Below are 17,491 nucleotides of genomic sequence, written 5' to 3'. Positions count from 1 at the left end.
GTCGTCGTACTTCCCGTCTTTGTCGTCGCCGTGGGGAGGGTCAGGCGGTCTTGTCCGCCTTGACCTTCGCCTTCCCCTTCGGCTTGGACTCGGGCTCGCCGTCCTCGTCCTCGGTCTCGGCGGCCTCGTCGGCCGCTTCGTCCTTGGACAGGTCGACCTCGGACTCGTTCTTGTCCAGGTCGACGCCCTCGCCGTCCTCGTCCCGGTCGCCGTCCTCCTCGTCGAGCTCGTCGTCGAGGTCCTCGGGCTCCTCGTCCTTGAGGACCTGCATGACGGCCTGCTTGACGAAGCGGACCTCCACACCGTCGGCGATCTCCAGCACGACGCCGTCGTCGTCGACCTCCACGATGGTGGCGCGCATGCCGCTGGTCGTCAGGACGCGGGCCCCCGGCTCCATGGCGTTCTGCATATGCATCTGCTCTTTCCGGCGCTTGCTCTGCGGCCGGATCAGCAGAAAGTAGAAGACCAGAGGAACGGCGAGGAGGAGGAGCAGATTGAATGCCCCGCTGCCGCCCGCGCTCTCCGCGAGAATCATTTCGCTGCCCATTACCGGGGCGTCCTTCCGATGTCGATTGCCCAGCCTGTGACCAAACCGGTCACGTTCACGGGACCGCCGGCTGGAGACGGTGAACCAAGTCCCGGAGTCTAGAGAGTACGCCAGAGACCGGCAACGACGTGACGATCGACGACGCCGGGAAGTTCCCAACCCGTTACCGGATGATCACTGTTCCGGCGCACCGGTGTCCTCTCCCAGATCGAACAGCGTACCCGCCATCGGCGCCGTGGGCGGCTGGGCGAGGCCCAGGTGCGCCCACGCGGCGGGCGTCGCGATCCGCCCGCGCGGCGTCCTGGCGAGCAGCCCCTGCCGGACGAGGAACGGCTCCGCGACGACCTCCACGGTCTCGGGCTCCTCCCCCACCGACACGGCCAGCGTCGACAGGCCCACCGGCCCGCCGCCGAACTTGCGCATCAGCGACTCCAGAACGGAACGGTCGAGCCGGTCGAGGCCCCGTTCGTCCACCTCGTACAACGCGAGGGCCGCGCACGCCGATTCCCGCGTGATCACCCCGTCGGCGCGGACCTCGGCGTAGTCGCGGACGCGGCGCAGCAGCCGGTTGGCGATGCGCGGCGTTCCGCGGGAGCGCCCGGCGACCTCGGCCGCGGCGTCGTCGGAGATCTCCACGTCCAGCAGCCGCGCCGACCGGCGGACGATGACCTCCAGCTCGGCGGGCTCGTAGAAGTCCATGTGCGCGACGAAGCCGAACCTGTCGCGCAGCGGGCCGGGCAGCATCCCCGCCCTCGTTGTGGCCCCCACCAGCGTGAACGGCGCGATGTCCAGGGGGATCGCGGTCGCGCCCGGCCCCTTGCCGACCACGACGTCGACGCGGAAGTCCTCCATGGCCATGTAGAGCATCTCCTCGGCGGGCCGCGCCAGCCGGTGGATCTCGTCCAGGAAGAGGACCTCGCCCTCGGCGAGCGTGGACAGCACGGCCGCGAGGTCGCCGGCGCGCTCGATCGCCGGACCGGAGGAGATCCGCAGCGGCTGCCCCAGCTCCGCCGCGATGATCATGGCGAGGGTGGTCTTGCCGAGCCCCGGCCCGCCGGACAGCAGTACGTGGTCGGGCGTCCGGCCGCGCCGCAGCGCGCTGTGCAGCACGAGCGACAGCTGCTCGCGCACCCGCTCCTGCCCGATGAAGTCGGACAGCTTCTTCGGCCGCAGCGCGGCCTCGATCACCTGCTCCTCGGCTCCCACGGCATCAGCCGAGACAAGCCGCTCCGCATCCTCACTCATCCCTGTTCCCTGTGGGGGGCGACCCCCCACACCCCCCGGTTCGCTGCCGCTCATCCCTGTTCCCTGTGGGGGGCGACCCCCCACACCCCCCGGTTCGCTGCCGCTCATCATTTGCTGAGCTTCTTAAGAGCGGACTTCAGCAACGCTGCGACCGGGGGCGTGGGCCCGCCGTCGAGGTCGGCGGCGACGGCGTCCACGGCGGCGTCGGCGTCCTTGGCGGACCAGCCGAGGTTGACCAGGCCCATCTGGACCTGCTCGCGCCACGGCTCGGCGCGGGCGGGCGCGCGCAGGTCGCCGGCGTCATCGCCGGTGGGGCCGCCGAGGCGGTCCTTCAGTTCCAGGACGATGCGCTGCGCGCCCTTCTTTCCGATGCCCGGCACCTTGGTGAGCGCGGCCGTGTCGTCGGTGGTCACGGCGCGGCGCAGCGCGTTCGGCGTGTGCACGGCCAGCATCGCCAGGGCGAGGCGCGGTCCGACGCCGCTGGCGGTCTGCAGGAGCTCGAACACGGTGCGCTCGTCGTCGTCGGCGAACCCGAAAAGGGTGAGGGAGTCCTCCCGGACGACCAGCGAGGTCGGCACCTTCGCCTCGTCACCGACCCGCAGGCCGGCCAGGGTGGCGGGGGTGCACTGCACCGCCAGGCCGACACCGTGCACGTCGATCACCGCCCCGTCGGGGCCCGCGGCGGCCACCCGGCCGCTGACGAACGCGATCACTGGACGCTTCCTCCTCTGCCTCGTGCGGCGAGCCGCTCCCGTTCGGCCCTGGCCGCCTCCTCGATCCGCGACCGCCGGGCCTGGGCGAGGCGCTGCTGCGCTCCCCCGCGCCACACGTGGCAGATGGCCAGCGCGAGAGCGTCGGCCGCGTCCGCGGGCTTCGGCGCCGTCTCCAGCGACAGCAGCCGGGTCACCATGGCGGTCACCTGCGTCTTGTCGGCGCGGCCGTTCCCGGTGACGGCGGCCTTGGCCTCGCTCGGGGTGTGCAGCGCGACGGGCAGGCCGCGCCGGGCCGCCGCCAGCATGGCGATGCCGGCGGCCTGCGCCGTCCCCATGACGGTCCGGACGTTGTGCTGGGAGAACACGCGCTCGACGGCGACGGCGTCGGGCCGCAGCTCGTCCATGAGCGCCTCGATGCCCGCCTCGATGCCCAGCAGGCGCCGGGCGTGGTCCTCGTCGGGCGCGGTCCGCACGACCGACACGCGCACCAGGTGCAGCCGCCTGCCGGGAGCGCCCTCGACGACCCCCACCCCGCACCGGGTGAGCCCGGGGTCCACCCCCATCACCCGCACGGCCACTCCTTCGATCACCTGTTCGGCCGGACAACGCTATCAACCGGCGCCGCCGGCCAGAAGCAGTCCGGGGAGAACGGCGTGGCCGCGAACGCGGAGACACCGAACGCCGCCGTCCGGAGCGGGCGGCGGCGTTCGCGCGGACGGCGGCGGGTCAGGCGTCGATGGAGGCCATGACCTCGTCGGACACGTCGAAGTTGGCGTAGACGTCCTGGACGTCGTCGGAGTCCTCGAGGGCGTCCAGGAGGCGGAAGACCTTCTTGGCGTTGTCCTCGTCGAGCGGGACGGTGACGCTCGGCAGGAACTTGCTCTCCGCCGACTCGTAGTCGATCCCGGCGTCCACCAGGGCGGTGCGGACCGCGAGCAGGTCGGAGGCCTCGCTGACGACCTCGAGGTTCTCGTCGTCGAGGTCGTTGACCTCTTCGGCGCCGGCGTCGAGGACGGCCATCATCACGTCGTCCTCGCTGGTGCCCGCCTTCGGGACGATCACGACGCCCTTGCGGGCGAACATGTAGGACACCGAGCCCGGGTCGGCGAGGGAGCCGCCGTTGCGGGTGAGGGCGACGCGGACCTCGGACGCGGCCCGGTTGCGGTTGTCGGTCAGGCACTCGATGAGGACGGCGACACCGCCGGGGGCGTAGCCCTCGTAGGTGATGGTCTGCCAGTCGGCGCCCCCGGCCTCCTCACCGGCGCCCCGCTTGCGGGCGCGCTCGATGTTGTCGTTGGGGACGGAGTTCTTCTTGGCCTTGTAGATGGCGTCGTAGAGGGTGGGGTTCGCGTCGGGGTCGCCGCCGCCGGTGCGGGCGGCCACCTCGATGTTCTTGATCAGCTTCGCGAAGAGCTTGCCCCGCTTGGCGTCGAGGGCCGCCTTCTTGTGCTTGGTCGTCGCCCACTTGGAATGGCCGGACATCTGTCAATCCTCCTCTGTGGTCCGGCGCACCAGATCGGCGAAGTAGTGGTGCACGCGGAAGTCGCCTGTCAACTCCGGATGGAACGCGGTCGCCATGAGGCGCCCCTGGCGGACGGCGACGATCCTACCGGCGTTCGGACCGCTCTCCGCGCGTCCGAGGACCTCGACGGCGTCGCCGACGGACTCCACCCAGGGTGCGCGGATGAAAACCGCGTGGTACGGCGTGTCTCCCATACCGGTCAGCGGCACCTCGGCCTCGAAGGAGTCGACCTGCCGGCCGAACGCGTTGCGCCGCACGGTCATGTCGATCCCGCCGACGGTCTCCTGGCCCGCCACGCCGTCCCGGATCCGGTCCGCCAGCATGATCATGCCGGCGCAGGAACCGTACGCGGGCATCCCGGCCTCGATCCGCTTGCGCAGCGGGTCGAGCATGTCGAACGAGCGCGCCAGCCGCCACATCGTGGTGGACTCCCCGCCGGGCAGGACCAGCCCGTCGACCTCCTCCAGCTCGCCGGGGCGGCGCACGGCGAGGGCGCGCGCTCCGGCCGCCTCCAGCGCGTGCGCGTGCTCGCGCACGTCGCCCTGGAGGGCGAGGACACCGATCGTGGGCACAGCTGTCACGTCGAACCTTCCGGGAGTGTGGGGCCGTCTCAACCCTAGACGTTCCTTACAACGCCGCACGACCTGGCGGGTCTTCCCGGGTGCGCGGCCGGCCCCTCGCCGGGTCAGGCGTGCTTGAAGCGGCGAACCGGGAGTTCGAGCGGGAGGAAGCCGTCCTTGCCCCGGTCGGCGATGCCGCGCCCGAACATGTGCGCCTCGGCGAGCGCGAGGCCGAACTCCTCGGGGTCGAACGGCAGCGGGACGTCGGGGGCGCCCGCGTCGATGGCGCGCCAGAACGGCCGCTCGGCGGGCAGCCGCTCGCCCTGGTCGACGACGACGCCGTCCTCGGCCGTGACGAACACGTCGCGGAGCAGCTCGCCGGACTCGTACCAGCGGAACCAGCAGCCGCGAATGACGTTGTGGAGGACGAGCACGCCGCAGCAGGAGCCGGGCAGCGCGGCGGCGGCGGTGTCGGCGATCCGGCGGGCGTCGTCGTCGAGGCAGAACAGCCGCCGGTCGCACAGCAGCAGCGCGCGCTCGAACGCGCCGACGAACAGCTCGTCCTCGTACGGCCAGAGCGCGAAGTCCAGGACCGTGTCGCCGGTCTCGGTGAGGGTGGCCGCGGGATAGAGGCCGCGCGCGATCGTCGCGGCGGTGTCCGGATCGGGCACCAGGCCCGGCCGGAACACCTCGGTGGGTTCACCCGCGCTCGCGCACGCCAGCGCGACCGACCAAGCCATGCTCTCCCCTCCCGCGGCCGGCACCGCCCGGACCGGCCGCGCCGCCAGCGTAAACCCTGGCAGGGTCCGCTGTGGAGAGGGGCGCCCACCTGACCGCCCGGTCACGCGGACCGGGCGGACGCACGCCTCACGGGCGCACGGTCACCGGCGGGGCGTCACCAGCCGCGGCCGGCGAACTTCTGGTCCTCGCCGAGGGAGGCGGCGTTGATGCCGACCATCGCCTCGCCGAGCCCGCGGGACACCTTGGCGATCACGTCGGGGTCGTCGTGGAAGGTGGTGGCCTTCACGATGGCCTCGGCGCGCTGGGCCGGGTTGCCGGACTTGAAGATGCCGGAGCCGACGAAGACGCCCTCGGCGCCGAGCTGCATCATCATCGCGGCGTCGGCCGGGGTGGCGATGCCGCCGGCGGTGAACAGCACGACGGGCAGCTTCCCGGCCTCCGCGACCTCCTTGACGAGCTCGTAGGGGGCCTGGAGCTCCTTGGCCGCGACGTACAGCTCGTCTTCGGGCAGGCTCTGCAACCGGCGGATCTCCTGCCGGATCTTGCGCATGTGGGTCGTGGCGTTGGAGACGTCGCCGGTGCCCGCCTCGCCCTTGGAGCGGATCATCGCCGCTCCCTCGGTGATGCGGCGCAGCGCCTCGCCGAGGCTCGTGGCGCCGCAGACGAACGGGACGGTGAACGCCCACTTGTCGATGTGGTTGTCGTAGTCGGCGGGCGTGAGCACCTCGGACTCGTCGATGTAGTCGACGCCGAGGGCCTGCAGCACCTGCGCCTCGACGAAGTGGCCGATGCGGGCCTTGGCCATGACCGGGATGGACACCGCGCCGATGATCCCGTCGATCATGTCGGGGTCGCTCATCCGGGAGATGCCGCCCTCGGAGCGGATGTCGGCGGGGACCCGCTCCAGGGCCATGACGGCGACCGCCCCGGCGTCTTCGGCGATCTTCGCCTGCTCGGGCGTGACGACGTCCATGATCACGCCGCCCTTGAGCATCTCCGCCATGCCGCGCTTGACGCGGGCGGTCCCGGTCTCGGGCGCGGCGTTCTCAGGAGCGGGAGTGGAAGTGGACACGGGCATTCCTCACGTGACGGACGACAAGTCGTTCTCCATGGTATTGCCTGCTCGCACGACCTCTCGACCCGGCATAGTGTCAACGTGCGGCACCCGCCGCTTACGAAGTGACGGCACGGGGCGGTGCCCGCATGCGCTATGGGGCGTTACGGGGTGTAGGGCTTGCCGTCGTTGACGAGGAGCACCCAGACCTGTCCGGGGGCGAAGTTCATGGGCTTGCCGTCCGCCGTGGTGAAGGTGGTGCCCTTGCCCTCGGACGGCCGCGACCACTTGGCCTTGTAGGACTTCCCGTCGCGCAGGACGACGGCCCGCCCGGTGCCGGTGGTGTGGATCAGGGGCGTGTAGCTGCCGAGGAAGTCATGGAACTTCGACCGGCTGGTCTTGGCGTACTGGATGACGACGGTCTTGCCGCCGAGGCGCCCGCCCTCGGCCGCGCGGTCGGGGCGCCCGCCCCAGCTGGCGAGCCACCGCTTCTCCTTCGCCGACCAGGTGAACCCCATGGTCGCGGCCGGCCACCTCGCGGTGAACGACTTGGTCCGCTTGCCGTCGGCCGGGGCCTCCCCGAAGCGGAAGCCGATGTCGCGCGGCTTGCCGGCCTTCGGGGCGCGCTTCAGCAGGTTCTTGGGGTCGGCGTAGAGGTTGTACGGGATGGGCTTGGCGCCGGACCGGAAGTAGGCGCCGCCCGCCTTCTCCTGCGAGATGTCGTACACCGGCGCCTTCCGGATGTACTTCTTCATTTTGCTCTGGACGCCGGAGAACGCGAACGCGGGACGGCCGAACTGCGGCAGGATGTGCAGGTCGGAGATGCGGGCGCTGCGCACCGGCCCGACGCGCTTCGGCAGCTTGGACGAGTAGACGGCCATCAGCCGCGTCTCGCCGCCCTCGACCTGCTCGACGTAGACGATGTCGGCGTCCTTCACGCCGCTCTGCGGGAACGCGGGCGCGGTGTTCTCGATCTTGACGGCGAGGACGGGGTTGTCCAGGCCCTTCCGGCCGCCGGTGAACGGGTGCGTCGCGGGCTCGGGCGTCCCGCTCTCCCGGGGCGAGCCGGTGCTCTTCGGCGGCGGCGCCGACTTCGGGCCCTCGGAGTCCGAGCAGGCCTGCAGCGCGGCGCCGGCGACGAGGACGCCGAGACCCGCGGCCACGCGGCCCGGGACGGTGCCCCTTACGGAACGCACGATGTACCCCTCCCTTGGACGGTCTGCCAGAGGGTAGCGAACGTGGTCGGGTGCGCCGCCCCGTCCAGCGGTACGGCCGGCGCCGCCGGTGTGATCAAAGCGACGGTCAGATTCCGGGCGGATCGTCGTCGATCTCGAAGAAGTCGGGCAGCGGGGCGCGGCCGGCGAGGGGCAGGATCCGGATCAGCGGCTTGCGGCGCGCGATGCGGGCCTGGGACACGGCGTCGTTGTAGAAGCGGCGGGCGTAGGCGACCTTCGCCGCCGCGGACGACAGCTCCTCCAGCACCGCGCTCCCGTCGCCGGCGCCCCGGGCGGAGAGGGTGTCGACGAAGCCCGGCTGGTCGACGGCCGCGCGCAGCGCCCGCGACAGGTCGCTCTCGGCGAACTCGCGGGCGTCGGCGTCGGCGGTGCGCGCCTCGTGGGCGGCGGTGGCAAGCACCAGGCTGGTCGCCGGATCCAGCAGGCGGGACGCGGCCAGCTCGAGCGTGGCGGCGGCCCTCCTGACCAGCGCGGCGTCCAGCGCGGCGCGGGCCGTCTCGACGCGGACGTGGAGCCGGTCCAGCCGGGTGGCGCGCCACGACACGTACACCGCGACCAGGAAGGCGACGGCGACCCAGAACAGGACGTCGATGATCCAGTCGTAGGACATCCCGCGGTCTCCTAGGTGCCGTGGCCGGACTCGACGACGACGTCCCGGCCGGCGGTGACCGTCTCGTAGACCCGCACCACGTCGCGGGCCACCGACGACCAGTCGTAGGCGCGCACGGCCGCGCGGGCCTCCGCGGACAGCTGCTTGCGGCGGGCCGGGTCGTCCAGCAGCCCGGCCGCCGCCGCCGCGAGCGCCTCGTGGTCGCCCACCGGGAACAGGACGCCGGCCCGGCCGCCGCGCAGCACCCGGTCGAACGCTTCGATGTCGCTGGCCAGGATCGGGGCTCCCGCCGACATCGCCTCGGCGAGCACGATGCCGAAGCTCTCGCCGCCGAGGTTGGGCGCGACGAACACGTCCACCGAGTGGTAGGCGCGGACCTTGTCCTCCTCGCTGACCATGCCGAGCACGACGACGCGCTCGCGCAGCTCGGGCGACACCCGGGACATCACGTCGCCGGCGTCGCCGGGCCCGGCGAGCAGCAGCCGCAGGCCGGGGCGGCGGCGGGCGAGGACCTCGAAGGCGCGCAGCAGCACCTGCAGCCCCTTGCGCGGCTCGTCCATCCGGCCGAGGAAGCCGAGCGCCTCCCCGTCCCCGGCGCGGGACGCGCCCGCCCGGCCGCGCCAGCCGGGCAGCGGCTCGGCCATCGCGTACCGCTCGGTGGCGACGCCGTTGGGGATCAGCACCGCGTCGCCGCCGAGGTGCTCGACCAGGGTGGTGCGGGCGGCCTCGGACACCGCGATCCGGCCGGTGATCTTCTCCAGCGCGCTCCGCAGGATCGGCGCGGTGACCGACACCACGCGGGACTTCTCGTAGGACGCGTGGAAGGTGCCGACGATGGGGCCGTCCGCCGCCCAGCAGGCGAGCAGCCCGAGCGAGGGCGCGGCGGGCTCGTGGACGTGCAGGACGTCGAAGCCGCCGTCGTTGATCCAGCGCCGGACCCGCCCGGCCGACAGGAACCCGAACGCCAGCCGCGCCACCGAGCCGTTGTAGGGGACGGGCACGGCGCGCCCCGCCGACACGGCGTAGGGCGGCAGGTCGGCCTCGTCGTCGGCGGGCGTGATCACCGACACGTCGTGGCCGAGCGCGATCAGCGCCTCGGCGAGGTCGCCGATGTGCTGCTGCACGCCGCCCGGGACGTCCCAGGTGTACGGGCAGACGATGCCGACCTTCATGGCCCGGTCCTCATCCCCCGCCGTCCGCCAGGTCGTCGATCCAGACCTTCTGCAGCATGTGCCAGTCCTCCGGGTGCGCGGCGATGCCCGCCTCGAAGACCCGCGCGAGCTCCTGGGTCATGGCCTGGATCTTCTCCTGTCTGCCGCCCTCGTCCGGGACGGGGATCTCCTCGTGGACCCTCGCCGCCCAGTACTCGCCCTCATACCAGAGTGTCACGGGAATGAGGGCGGCGCCCGTCTGGAGCGCCAGCGCGGCCGAGACGGCGGGCATCCGGGCGGTGGCGCCGAAGAACTCGACGTCGACGCCGCTCGCGGTCAGGTCGCGGTCGACGACGAGGCACACCGGCCGCCCCGCGCGGAGCCGCTGCGCCAGCCGCCCGTACGCCGAGGCGCCCGTGTGGGCGAGGACCTCCATGCCGAGGCTCTCGCGGAACTCGACGAACCGGTCGAACAGCGACTCCGGCCTGAGCCGCTCGGCGACCGTGGTGAACGGGTGGCCGCAGTGCACGAGCCACGCGCCGGCGTGCTCGTAGTTGCCCATGTGGGGCAGCGCCAGGATCACGCCGCGCCCGGAGTCGAGGTTGGTGAAGATCTTCTTCTCGCCGGTGACGCGCATCCGGCCGAGGATCCGCGCCCGGTCGTACTCGGGGAGCCGGAACACCTCCAGCCAGTAGCGGAAGTAGGAGCGCAGCACCTTCTTGCTCAGGACGCGGACCTCGTCGTCGACGGCGTCCTTGCCGAGGACGCGGCACAGGTTCTTCTCCAGCTGCCGCACCCCGGCGCCGTAGCGGTGCCAGGTGCGATCGGCGAGGGCGGCGAACGCCAGCCGCGCCGCGCTCTCCGGCATCTTGCGCACGACCGTCCAGCCCAGGCCGTAGACGGCGTCGGTCACCTCATCGCGGAGCGACGGCGTCGCCTCTCCGCGGCGGGGCGTGGTCATCGATGGGGCTCCGGCGTTTTCTGCGCCCCGTTGTCGGCACCGTTGTCGGCTCCGTTTCCGGCTCCGTTTCCGGTTCCGTCGCCCGCTCCCGGCCCCGCGCCGTCCCGGGCCTGGACGTAGACGGTGGCGAACCGCTGGCCGACCGTGATCGTGCTGAGCACGGCGAGCGCCCACAGCGCGACGGCGAGGATGAAGGGGACGCCGAGCCCGTCGAACCCGGCGGCGACCAGCGCGACGATGAGGCGTTCAGCGCGCTCGGCGATGCCCACGTTGCAGGTGTAGCCGAGCCCTTCGGCGCGGGCCTTGGCGTACGACACCACGACCCCGGAGACGAGGCAGTACAGGGCGACGGCGGCGAGGGGCTCCTGGCCGTCCCGGTAGAGCCCGATCATCAGCCCGGAGAAGATCGCGGCGTCGGCGACCCGGTCCATGGTGGAGTCCAGGAACGCGCCGAACTTGGAGATCTTCCCGGTGACCCTGGCGACCGCGCCGTCGAGCATGTCGAACAGCACGAACGCGGTGATGACCATCGTCCCCCAGAAGAACTCCCCTCGCGGGAAGAGGACGAGCGCTCCGGCGGCGACGCCCGCGGTCCCGATGACGGTGATGGCGTTGGGCGACACTCCGGTCCGCGCGACCGCCCGTCCGACGGGCGTGAGGACGCGCCCCAGCGCGGGCCTGATCTTGTTGAGCATCGCCGTCCGTTCTCGACTGGTCGTGGGGTGCCGGCCTCCGCACGCGGGACGGGCCGCCGGCCGTGGCGCGCCCATCGTAGTGCGGACCTCGCGGGCCCGTGGTCAGGCCGGGGTTTGGGGGTCGCGCGGCACGGACAGATCACGGTTGATTGCCGTTCACCCCTTGTGGTCCCGGCCATCACGGGAAAGGGTGGTTGGCACGGGTGTGACGTCGGTCACGCGCGCTACGAGGTCGGACGCCGCACTCGGACGTCAGGGCCGGGCCCGCCAGGGCCGGGCCCCAGCCGCACGCGGGCCTCCGCGAGAGGCCCGTCCGAGGAGGTAGTCATGGCGGACAAGGGAGGCCACCCGGGAGCCCCCGGCAGGGCACCGGAGGCCGGCGGGTGCGACAGGGTGCGCAATGTCGCGCTGGTCGGCCATTCGGGGGCGGGCAAGACGACGCTCGTGGAGGCGCTGCTCGCCGCCACGGGCACGCTGCAGCGGGCCGGCAAGGTCGAGGACGGCACCACCGTCAGCGACTTCGACGAGGTCGAGGTGCGCCAGCAGCGCTCGGTCAACCTCGCGCTCGCCCCGCTCGTGCACGGGGACGTCAAGGTCAATCTCATCGACACGCCCGGCTACGCCGACTTCGTCGGCGACCTGCGCGCCGGGCTCCGCGCCGCCGACGCGGCGCTGTTCGTGATCTCGGCGGTGGACGGCATCGACGGGCTCACCCGGATGATCTGGGACGAGTGCGCCGCGGTGCAGATGCCCCGCGCGGTCGTCATCACCAAGATCGACCAGCAGCGCGGCGACTTCGACGACGTGGTCCTCACCTGCCAGGACGTGTTCGGCGAGGGCGTCGCGCCGCTGTACTTCCCGGCCGGCGGCGGGGACGGCCTGAAGGGCCTGATCGGGCTGCTGTCGCAGCGCTGCCTCGACTACTCCAGCGGGGAGCGCGTCGAGTGCATGCCGGACCCGGAGTACCTGGACCAGATCTCCGAGCAGCGCGCGTCGCTGATCGAGGGCATCATCCAGGAGAGCGAGGACGAGAGCCTCATGGACAGGTACCTGTCCGGCGAGGACATCGACGTCAAGGCGCTCATCGAGGACCTGGAGACCGCGGTGGCGCGCGGCAGCTTCTACCCCGTCATCGCGACGTCCGTCCCGCACGGCGACCACCCCGGACCGATCATCGGGATGCTGGAGCTCCTGGAGGTCATCACGCAGGCCTTCCCGTCTCCCCTCGAACACGGCATCCCGACCGTGACGCCGGTGAAGGGCGGGCCGCCCAGGGAGATCACCTGCGATCCCGAGGGCCCGCTGGTCGCCGAGGTCGTCAAGACCACGTCCGACCCGTACGTCGGGCGGATCTCGCTGGTCCGGGTGTTCTCCGGGACGCTGCGCCCCGACACGACCGTGCACGTCTCCGGACACGGCATGGAGGACCGCGGGCACGAGGACCACGACGTCGACGAGCGCATCGGCGCCCTCACCTCGCCGCTCGGCAAGACGCAGCGGACCATGTCGTCCTGCATCGCCGGCGACATCTGCGCGGTGGCGAAGCTCAGCCGCGCCGAGACCGGCGACACCCTGTCCGACCCGGGCTCGCCCGTGGTGATGGCGCCGTGGTCGATGCCCGACCCGCTGCTGCCGGTCGCGATCCGCGCCAAGTCCAAGGCCGACGAGGACAAGCTCAGCCAGGCGCTCGGCCGGCTCGTCGCCGAGGACCCGACGCTGCGGCTGGAGAACAACTCCGAGACCCGGCAGCTGGTGCTGTGGTGCATGGGGGAGGCGCACGCCGACGTGCTCATCGACAGGCTCCGCAGCCGGTACGGCGTGGAGGTCGAGCGCGTCGACCTGCGCGTGCCGCTGCGGGAGACGTTCGGCGGCAAGGCCAAGGGCCTCGGCCGGCACGTCAAGCAGAGCGGCGGGCACGGCCAGTACGGCATCTGCCACATCGACGTGGAGCCGCTCCCCTCCGGCGAGGGCTTCGAGTTCGTCGACAAGATCGTCGGCGGGGTCGTGCCGCGCCAGTTCATCCCGTCGGTGGAGAAGGGCGTCCGGCAGCAGATGGAACGCGGCGTCTCGGCCGGGTACCCGCTGGTGGACATCAAGGTCACGCTGCACGACGGGAAGGCGCATTCGGTCGACTCGTCCGACATGGCGTTCCAGGCGGCCGGGGCGCTCGCGCTCAAGGACGCGGCGAGCCAGGTGCCGATCCTGCTGCTGGAACCGGTCGACGAGGTCGACGTGCTGATCGCCGACGAGTACGTGGGCCCGATCATGTCCGACCTGACCTCCCGCCGCGGCCGGGTGCTCGGCTCCCAGGCGGTGCCCGGCGGACGCACCATGATCAAGGCCGAGGTGCCGCAGCTGGAGATCATCCGGTACGCGATCGACCTACGCTCGATGTCGCAGGGGACCGGCACGTTCAGCCGCTCGTTCCTGCGGTACGAGCCGCTCCCGTCGCATCTCGCCGAGAAGGTCGCCGCCGAGGCCAAGGAAGGCTAGACCGAGTGGGCCGATGCCCCGCCCGGCGCCCCGGGCGGGGCTCTAGGCTTGTCCAGTGGATCTTCCAGTCCTCCGCCTCACGGCCCGCGCGCGGCTCTGGCGGTCCCTCGCCGGCGTCGCGGTCGTCGGCGCCCTCCTGTGCAGCAGCGCGTTCGGAAGCAACGACCATTTCCCGCTCGGGCCGATGACGCAGTACGCGTTCTCGGTGAAGGACGACGGCGGCACCATCAACTCCTTCTGGCTGGAGGCCGACACCGCCGCGGGCACGCACGTGGAGCTGTCCCGGGATGCGGCGGGGACGGGAATGAAGCGCGCCGAGATCGAGGGGCAGATGGACCGCATCGTCCACCACCCGGCCATGCTGCAGGGCATCGCCGAGGGGCAGCACCGTCTGCACCCGGACTGGCCGAGGCTGACCAGGATCTACGTCGTGCAGGAGGTCCGGACCCTCCGGCACGGCAGGGTCGTGTCGACGACCAGGCGCAACCGCGTCGTCTGGGACGTGCGGTGACCGCCGCCGCGACCCCGGAGGCGCCGCGCCCCGTCCGGTCCTCGCGGGACGCCGCCGGCCCGTCCCGCACGGCGTGGGACCGCTGGTGGTTCGGGCCCGTCCCGCGCGCGCGGATCGCCTGGCTGCGGATCATCGGCTACGCGTTCCTGCCGTTCGACATGCTGCTGCTGACCAGCAGCTCGCTGGCGCACGCGCGGCTGCCGGCCGACCTGTACCAGCCGGTCCTGCTGGGCCGGCTGGTGCACCTTCCCGCGCCCACGCCCTGGGCGATGTACACGCTGCTGGCGGTGACGGTCGGGGCCGGCCTCGTCGCCGCGACCGGCCGCTTACTCCCCCGCGCGAGCGGCTACACCGCCGCGTGCGGGTACCTGTGGTGGGTCACGATCAGCATGTCGTACGGCAAGGTCGACCACGACCACCTGGCGCTCGTCGTGGCCCTGTTCGTGCTGCCGGGCGTGGGGCGTGCGAGGGTCGGCGACACCGCGCGCTGCGAGGCGTCGGGGTGGTCGGTGCGCTGCATCCAGATCGCGGTGGTCGCGGCCTACTTCCTGTCCGCGTGGGCGAAGGTGCGCATCGGCGGGTTCCCCGCGTGGCCGAACGGGTCGACCGTCCAGTGGGCGCTGAGCCGCCGCGGCACCCTGATCGGGCGCGCTTTCATCGACCATCCGGTGCTGCTGAAGGCCAGCCAGTGGTTCATGTTCACGGCCGAGGCCGTCTCACCGGTGCTGCTGTTCCTGCGCGGGCGGCCCCTGTACGCGCTGGTGCTGTTCTTCGCGGGCTTCCACGTCGTGACCTACGCGCTGATGACGATCCACTTCCTGCCGCACGCCATCTGGCTGGCCGCCTTCCTGCCGCTGGAGCGGCTCACGGGGCTGCTGCCCGAGCGGCTGCGCGGCCGGGCACCGGAGGCGGACGAGCCCGCCGCCTCCTGACGGGGGCTCAGTCGCGGGCGCCGGGGCGCTGCGCGGCCGGCAGCATGCAGGCCGCCGTCCCGCCCGGCATCCGGTGCCGGTTGGCGGCCACGAGGCGGTAGACGCCGTGCGCGAGCCAGCTCACCGGCGCGATGCGGATGGCCACCCCGAGCGCCTTCCAGGGGCCGCCGGCCGCGGTCAGCAGCCGCCCGACCGCCTCAGCGCCGCCGCTGACGCGTCCGGCCCGGTCGATCCACAGCACCTCGTACTCGGCCCGCTCCGCCGTGGTGCCGAGCGCGTCCAGGTCGGCGAACTGGAAGGCCACGACGGTGGCCCGGACGGGCACGTACCGCTCCAGGAACCGGACGGAGGACGTGCAGAAGCCGCAGTCGCCGTCGTACACGAGCACGGGCCGCTCGGGCCGCTCCCGCCCGGTCATGAGGCGGGCCAGGCGTCGGCGAGCATCTGGCGGGTGTCGCGGAGGAGCTGGGGCAGCACCTTGGTGTGCCCGACGACCGGCATGAAGTTGGTGTCCCCGCCCCAGCGCGGCACGACGTGCTGGTGCAGGTGCGCGGCGATCCCCGCACCCGCGACGAGGCCGAGGTTCATGCCGACGTTGAAGCCCTGCGCGCCGCTCGCCTTGCGCAGCGCCGTCAGGGACCGCTGCGTGTACAGGGCGAGCTCCAGGTACTCCGGCTCCTCCAGGTCGGCGTAGTCGGCGACGTGCCGGTACGGGACGACCATCAGATGCCCGGAGTTGTAGGGGTAGAGGTTCAGCACCGTGAACACCGACTTGCCGCGGGACACGACGAGGCCCTCCTCGTCGGTCATCTCCGGGATCTCGCAGAACGGGCAGCCGTCGCCCGAGCCCGCGCCCGTCGGCTTGTTCTCGCCCTTGATGTAGGCCATCCGGTGCGGTGTCCAGAGCCGCTGGAAGTTGTCGGGCACGCCCGCGCCGCCCCTCTCCTCCTCGAAGCGGGGTCTGCGCTCGTCCCCGGCGCCGGCGCCGGGCGCGTTCTCGCGCCCCTGGTGCACCACGGACTCCTCCGGCTCTGCGGTCAAGGCGGCGGTCTCCTTTTGTTCACGGCCTGACCAGCAGCATAGAGAGGAACGCCCGCCGGGCTGTAGCCGGGGATCCCCGAATGCACCGCCGCGGCGGGCCTGCGCGAGCCACCCCCAGCGCCCGCGTCCGGCGGCCCGGCATGGCGTCCGGCGGGCCGTTCCGACACCATGGTCACCCGACCGAACGCAGGGAGCGATATGAGCGGCCTCGACAAGCACGGCGGGAGTGCGGAGCAGGGACCGGAGGCCGGGCCGAGGCCCGCCTTCTCCGGATCCGGGGCCGGGCGCCAGGCGTCGGTACCGCCCCAGGGGACGCCCCAAGGAACGCAGCAAGGAACGCAGCAGGGAACGCCGCTCTCCGCGCCGCCGGCGCAGCAGGCGGCCCCTCCCCCGCGCAGCGTGCTGTCGTCCGGGCCGAACGCGGTGCCGATGACGCTGCGCGGCTCGTCCGGCGACCTCACCTCGCCGGTGGAGGGCCGCATCACGATCGGGGACGCGGTGATCGGGAAGATCGCCGCGTTCGCCGCGCTGGAGGTCGAGGGGGTCGCCGCGCTCACCGCCCGGGACGAGGCGCCCGCCGCGGGCGTGCGGGTGGTGCAGAACGAGGACGAGGTGACGGTCGACGTCGCCATCGCCGTCGACTACGGCGTCGTGATCAAGGACGTGGCGAAGGTCGTGAAGGCCAACGTGGCGCGGGTGGCGGGGATGATGCTGGGGGCGCGGGTCGCCGCCGTCAACGTGTCCGTCGAGGACGTCCGCATGCCGCCCACCCGCAAGGGCACCGCTCAGAAGGCCGGCGATCCGAAGCCGGCCGCGCCGGGGGCGGCGCCGCCCGCTCGCTGAGCACGCCCGGCCCGCAGCGCCCGCCCGACGTCACGCGCCGGGGCGGGCATAGCACGTCTGCATGGCGACGCCGACGGAGACCGTGTTGACCTTGACGCGCTCGACCAGCTGCGGCGCGACCCCCTGGAAGTGGAACGCGTGCGGCCCGCCGCTCCGCACGGTGGTCTGCTGGGACTGGGGCTCCCGCCCCCGAAGCAGCAGCTCGGCCCTGATCGCGCCGCTGGAGGCGACGGTGACGACGACGTCGACGCCGGTGGTAGCGGGCTTGTAGAACGCCGTCCCTCTCGGGCACCAGCCGATGCCGCCGGAGCCCTGGGTGGGGATCACGGGCCCGCCGCCCTGGCCCCCGGACCCGCCGCCGTCCTGCCCGGACGGATACGGCCGGCCGCTCCCGTCCTGCTGCGGGACCGGGTTCGTCGGGGTCGCCGGGAGCCCGGAACCGCCGGGCGCCCCGCCCGCCGGCGCGGACGGCCCGGCGGTCCCCCGGGCACCGGCGGCGCTCTTGCCGCCGTCGTCCATGAGCGGCATGAGCAGCACGATGACGGCAGCGGCGACCAGCGCCAGCGTCCCGGTGTAGCCGGCGATCCGTGCCCAGAGCGACCGCGCCCTCCGCGCCGGCCTCCTGGACTTCATCTCC

At 72.6% G+C, this 17,491-nt stretch carries 20 protein-coding genes; 4 read left to right on the top strand and 16 right to left on the bottom strand.

All coding sequences use genetic code 11. The features are described 5' to 3' along the window. Positions 1–40: 40 nt before the first annotated feature. The 13 genes from yajC to pgsA all read right to left on the bottom strand — a co-directional run bounded on the left by yajC (position 41) and on the right by pgsA (position 11,034). Positions 41–547: a preprotein translocase subunit YajC gene (gene yajC, locus ABGB11_RS30570; RefSeq protein ID WP_347638437.1), complete on the bottom strand. Its 507-nt coding sequence runs from the start codon at positions 545–547 to the stop codon at positions 41–43. A gap of 174 nt (positions 548–721) precedes the next feature. Beyond that, positions 722–1,792 (bottom strand): Holliday junction branch migration DNA helicase RuvB, encoded by a 1,071-nt coding sequence (gene ruvB, locus ABGB11_RS30565; protein ID WP_347638435.1) that lies wholly within the window; start codon positions 1,790–1,792, stop codon positions 722–724. A 107-nt stretch (positions 1,793–1,899) separates the two neighbouring features. Beyond that, positions 1,900–2,505: a Holliday junction branch migration protein RuvA gene (gene ruvA / locus ABGB11_RS30560; protein WP_347638433.1), complete on the bottom strand. Its 606-nt coding sequence runs from the start codon at positions 2,503–2,505 to the stop codon at positions 1,900–1,902. Then, positions 2,502–3,077, bottom strand: coding sequence for a crossover junction endodeoxyribonuclease RuvC (gene ruvC / locus ABGB11_RS30555; RefSeq protein ID WP_347638431.1), 576 nt, complete (start codon positions 3,075–3,077; stop codon positions 2,502–2,504). The genes ruvA and ruvC overlap by 4 nt, the downstream gene beginning before the upstream one ends. Before the next feature lie 154 nt (positions 3,078–3,231). Next, complete coding sequence (locus ABGB11_RS30550) at positions 3,232–3,987, bottom strand: YebC/PmpR family DNA-binding transcriptional regulator (protein ID WP_347638430.1); 756 nt, start codon at positions 3,985–3,987, stop codon at positions 3,232–3,234. A gap of 3 nt (positions 3,988–3,990) precedes the next feature. Further along, positions 3,991–4,608 (bottom strand): pyridoxal 5'-phosphate synthase glutaminase subunit PdxT, encoded by a 618-nt coding sequence (gene pdxT, locus ABGB11_RS30545; protein WP_347638428.1) that lies wholly within the window; start codon positions 4,606–4,608, stop codon positions 3,991–3,993. Between the two features lie 104 nt (positions 4,609–4,712). Then, entirely contained in the window at positions 4,713–5,327 is a 615-nt protein-coding gene (locus tag ABGB11_RS30540; protein ID WP_347638426.1) for a hypothetical protein, read from the bottom strand. A 155-nt stretch (positions 5,328–5,482) separates the two neighbouring features. Further along, positions 5,483–6,406: a pyridoxal 5'-phosphate synthase lyase subunit PdxS gene (gene pdxS, locus ABGB11_RS30535; protein WP_347638424.1), complete on the bottom strand. Its 924-nt coding sequence runs from the start codon at positions 6,404–6,406 to the stop codon at positions 5,483–5,485. Between the two features lie 140 nt (positions 6,407–6,546). Then, a complete protein-coding gene (locus ABGB11_RS30530; protein ID WP_347638422.1) occupies positions 6,547–7,578 on the bottom strand; it encodes a DUF3048 domain-containing protein in 1,032 nt (343 codons plus the stop codon). A gap of 106 nt (positions 7,579–7,684) precedes the next feature. After that, complete coding sequence (locus ABGB11_RS30525; RefSeq protein ID WP_347638420.1) at positions 7,685–8,227, bottom strand: hypothetical protein; 543 nt, start codon at positions 8,225–8,227, stop codon at positions 7,685–7,687. A gap of 11 nt (positions 8,228–8,238) precedes the next feature. Further along, positions 8,239–9,399 carry a glycosyltransferase family 4 protein gene (locus ABGB11_RS30520; protein ID WP_347638418.1) on the bottom strand — a complete coding sequence of 387 codons (1,161 nt, stop codon included), beginning with the start codon at positions 9,397–9,399 and terminating at the stop codon, positions 8,239–8,241. A gap of 10 nt (positions 9,400–9,409) precedes the next feature. Next, positions 9,410–10,339 (bottom strand): phosphatidylinositol mannoside acyltransferase, encoded by a 930-nt coding sequence (locus ABGB11_RS30515; RefSeq protein ID WP_347638416.1) that lies wholly within the window; start codon positions 10,337–10,339, stop codon positions 9,410–9,412. Beyond that, positions 10,336–11,034, bottom strand: coding sequence for a phosphatidylinositol phosphate synthase (pgsA, locus tag ABGB11_RS30510; RefSeq protein ID WP_347638414.1), 699 nt, complete (start codon positions 11,032–11,034; stop codon positions 10,336–10,338). The genes ABGB11_RS30515 and pgsA overlap by 4 nt, the downstream gene beginning before the upstream one ends. A gap of 327 nt (positions 11,035–11,361) precedes the next feature. Here pgsA and ABGB11_RS30505 point away from each other — a divergent pair, with 327 nt between their 5' ends. From ABGB11_RS30505 to ABGB11_RS30495, 3 genes are read left to right on the top strand one after another with little or no spacing between them, the layout of a single operon-like run. After that, complete coding sequence (locus ABGB11_RS30505) at positions 11,362–13,527, top strand: elongation factor G-like protein EF-G2 (protein ID WP_347638412.1); 2,166 nt, start codon at positions 11,362–11,364, stop codon at positions 13,525–13,527. Between the two features lie 55 nt (positions 13,528–13,582). After that, on the top strand, positions 13,583–14,038 hold the full coding sequence (locus ABGB11_RS30500; RefSeq protein WP_347638410.1) for a hypothetical protein: 456 nt from the start codon (positions 13,583–13,585) through the stop codon (positions 14,036–14,038). Continuing rightward, positions 14,035–14,970: a hypothetical protein gene (locus ABGB11_RS30495; protein ID WP_347638408.1), complete on the top strand. Its 936-nt coding sequence runs from the start codon at positions 14,035–14,037 to the stop codon at positions 14,968–14,970. The genes ABGB11_RS30500 and ABGB11_RS30495 overlap by 4 nt, the downstream gene beginning before the upstream one ends. Before the next feature lie 7 nt (positions 14,971–14,977). Here the strand turns inward: ABGB11_RS30495 and ABGB11_RS30490 are convergent, their stop codons facing one another. Together ABGB11_RS30490 and ABGB11_RS30485 are read right to left on the bottom strand one after the other, a co-directional pair. Continuing rightward, positions 14,978–15,388, bottom strand: coding sequence for a DUF393 domain-containing protein (locus ABGB11_RS30490; protein WP_347638406.1), 411 nt, complete (start codon positions 15,386–15,388; stop codon positions 14,978–14,980). Beyond that, on the bottom strand, positions 15,385–15,897 hold the full coding sequence (locus tag ABGB11_RS30485) for an HIT domain-containing protein (protein WP_347638521.1): 513 nt from the start codon (positions 15,895–15,897) through the stop codon (positions 15,385–15,387). The genes ABGB11_RS30490 and ABGB11_RS30485 overlap by 4 nt, the downstream gene beginning before the upstream one ends. 312 nt (positions 15,898–16,209) lie before the next feature. On the opposite strand from ABGB11_RS30485, the gene ABGB11_RS30480 reads away from it, so the two are divergent. Next, the gene (locus ABGB11_RS30480; RefSeq protein WP_347638404.1) at positions 16,210–16,854 is read left to right on the top strand and encodes an Asp23/Gls24 family envelope stress response protein; all 645 of its coding nucleotides are present in this window, start codon (positions 16,210–16,212) and stop codon (positions 16,852–16,854) included. 30 nt (positions 16,855–16,884) lie between these two features. Here the strand turns inward: ABGB11_RS30480 and ABGB11_RS30475 are convergent, their stop codons facing one another. Beyond that, positions 16,885–17,487, bottom strand: coding sequence for a hypothetical protein (locus ABGB11_RS30475; RefSeq protein WP_347638402.1), 603 nt, complete (start codon positions 17,485–17,487; stop codon positions 16,885–16,887). Positions 17,488–17,491 lie beyond the last annotated feature (4 nt).

This window comes from Actinomadura sp. B10D3, assembly GCF_039871695.1.
Taxonomy (GTDB): domain Bacteria; phylum Actinomycetota; class Actinomycetes; order Streptosporangiales; family Streptosporangiaceae; genus Spirillospora; species Spirillospora madurae.
Note: the sequence above shows the minus strand (reverse complement) of the source record. Positions and strands in the feature narration are given on the sequence as shown.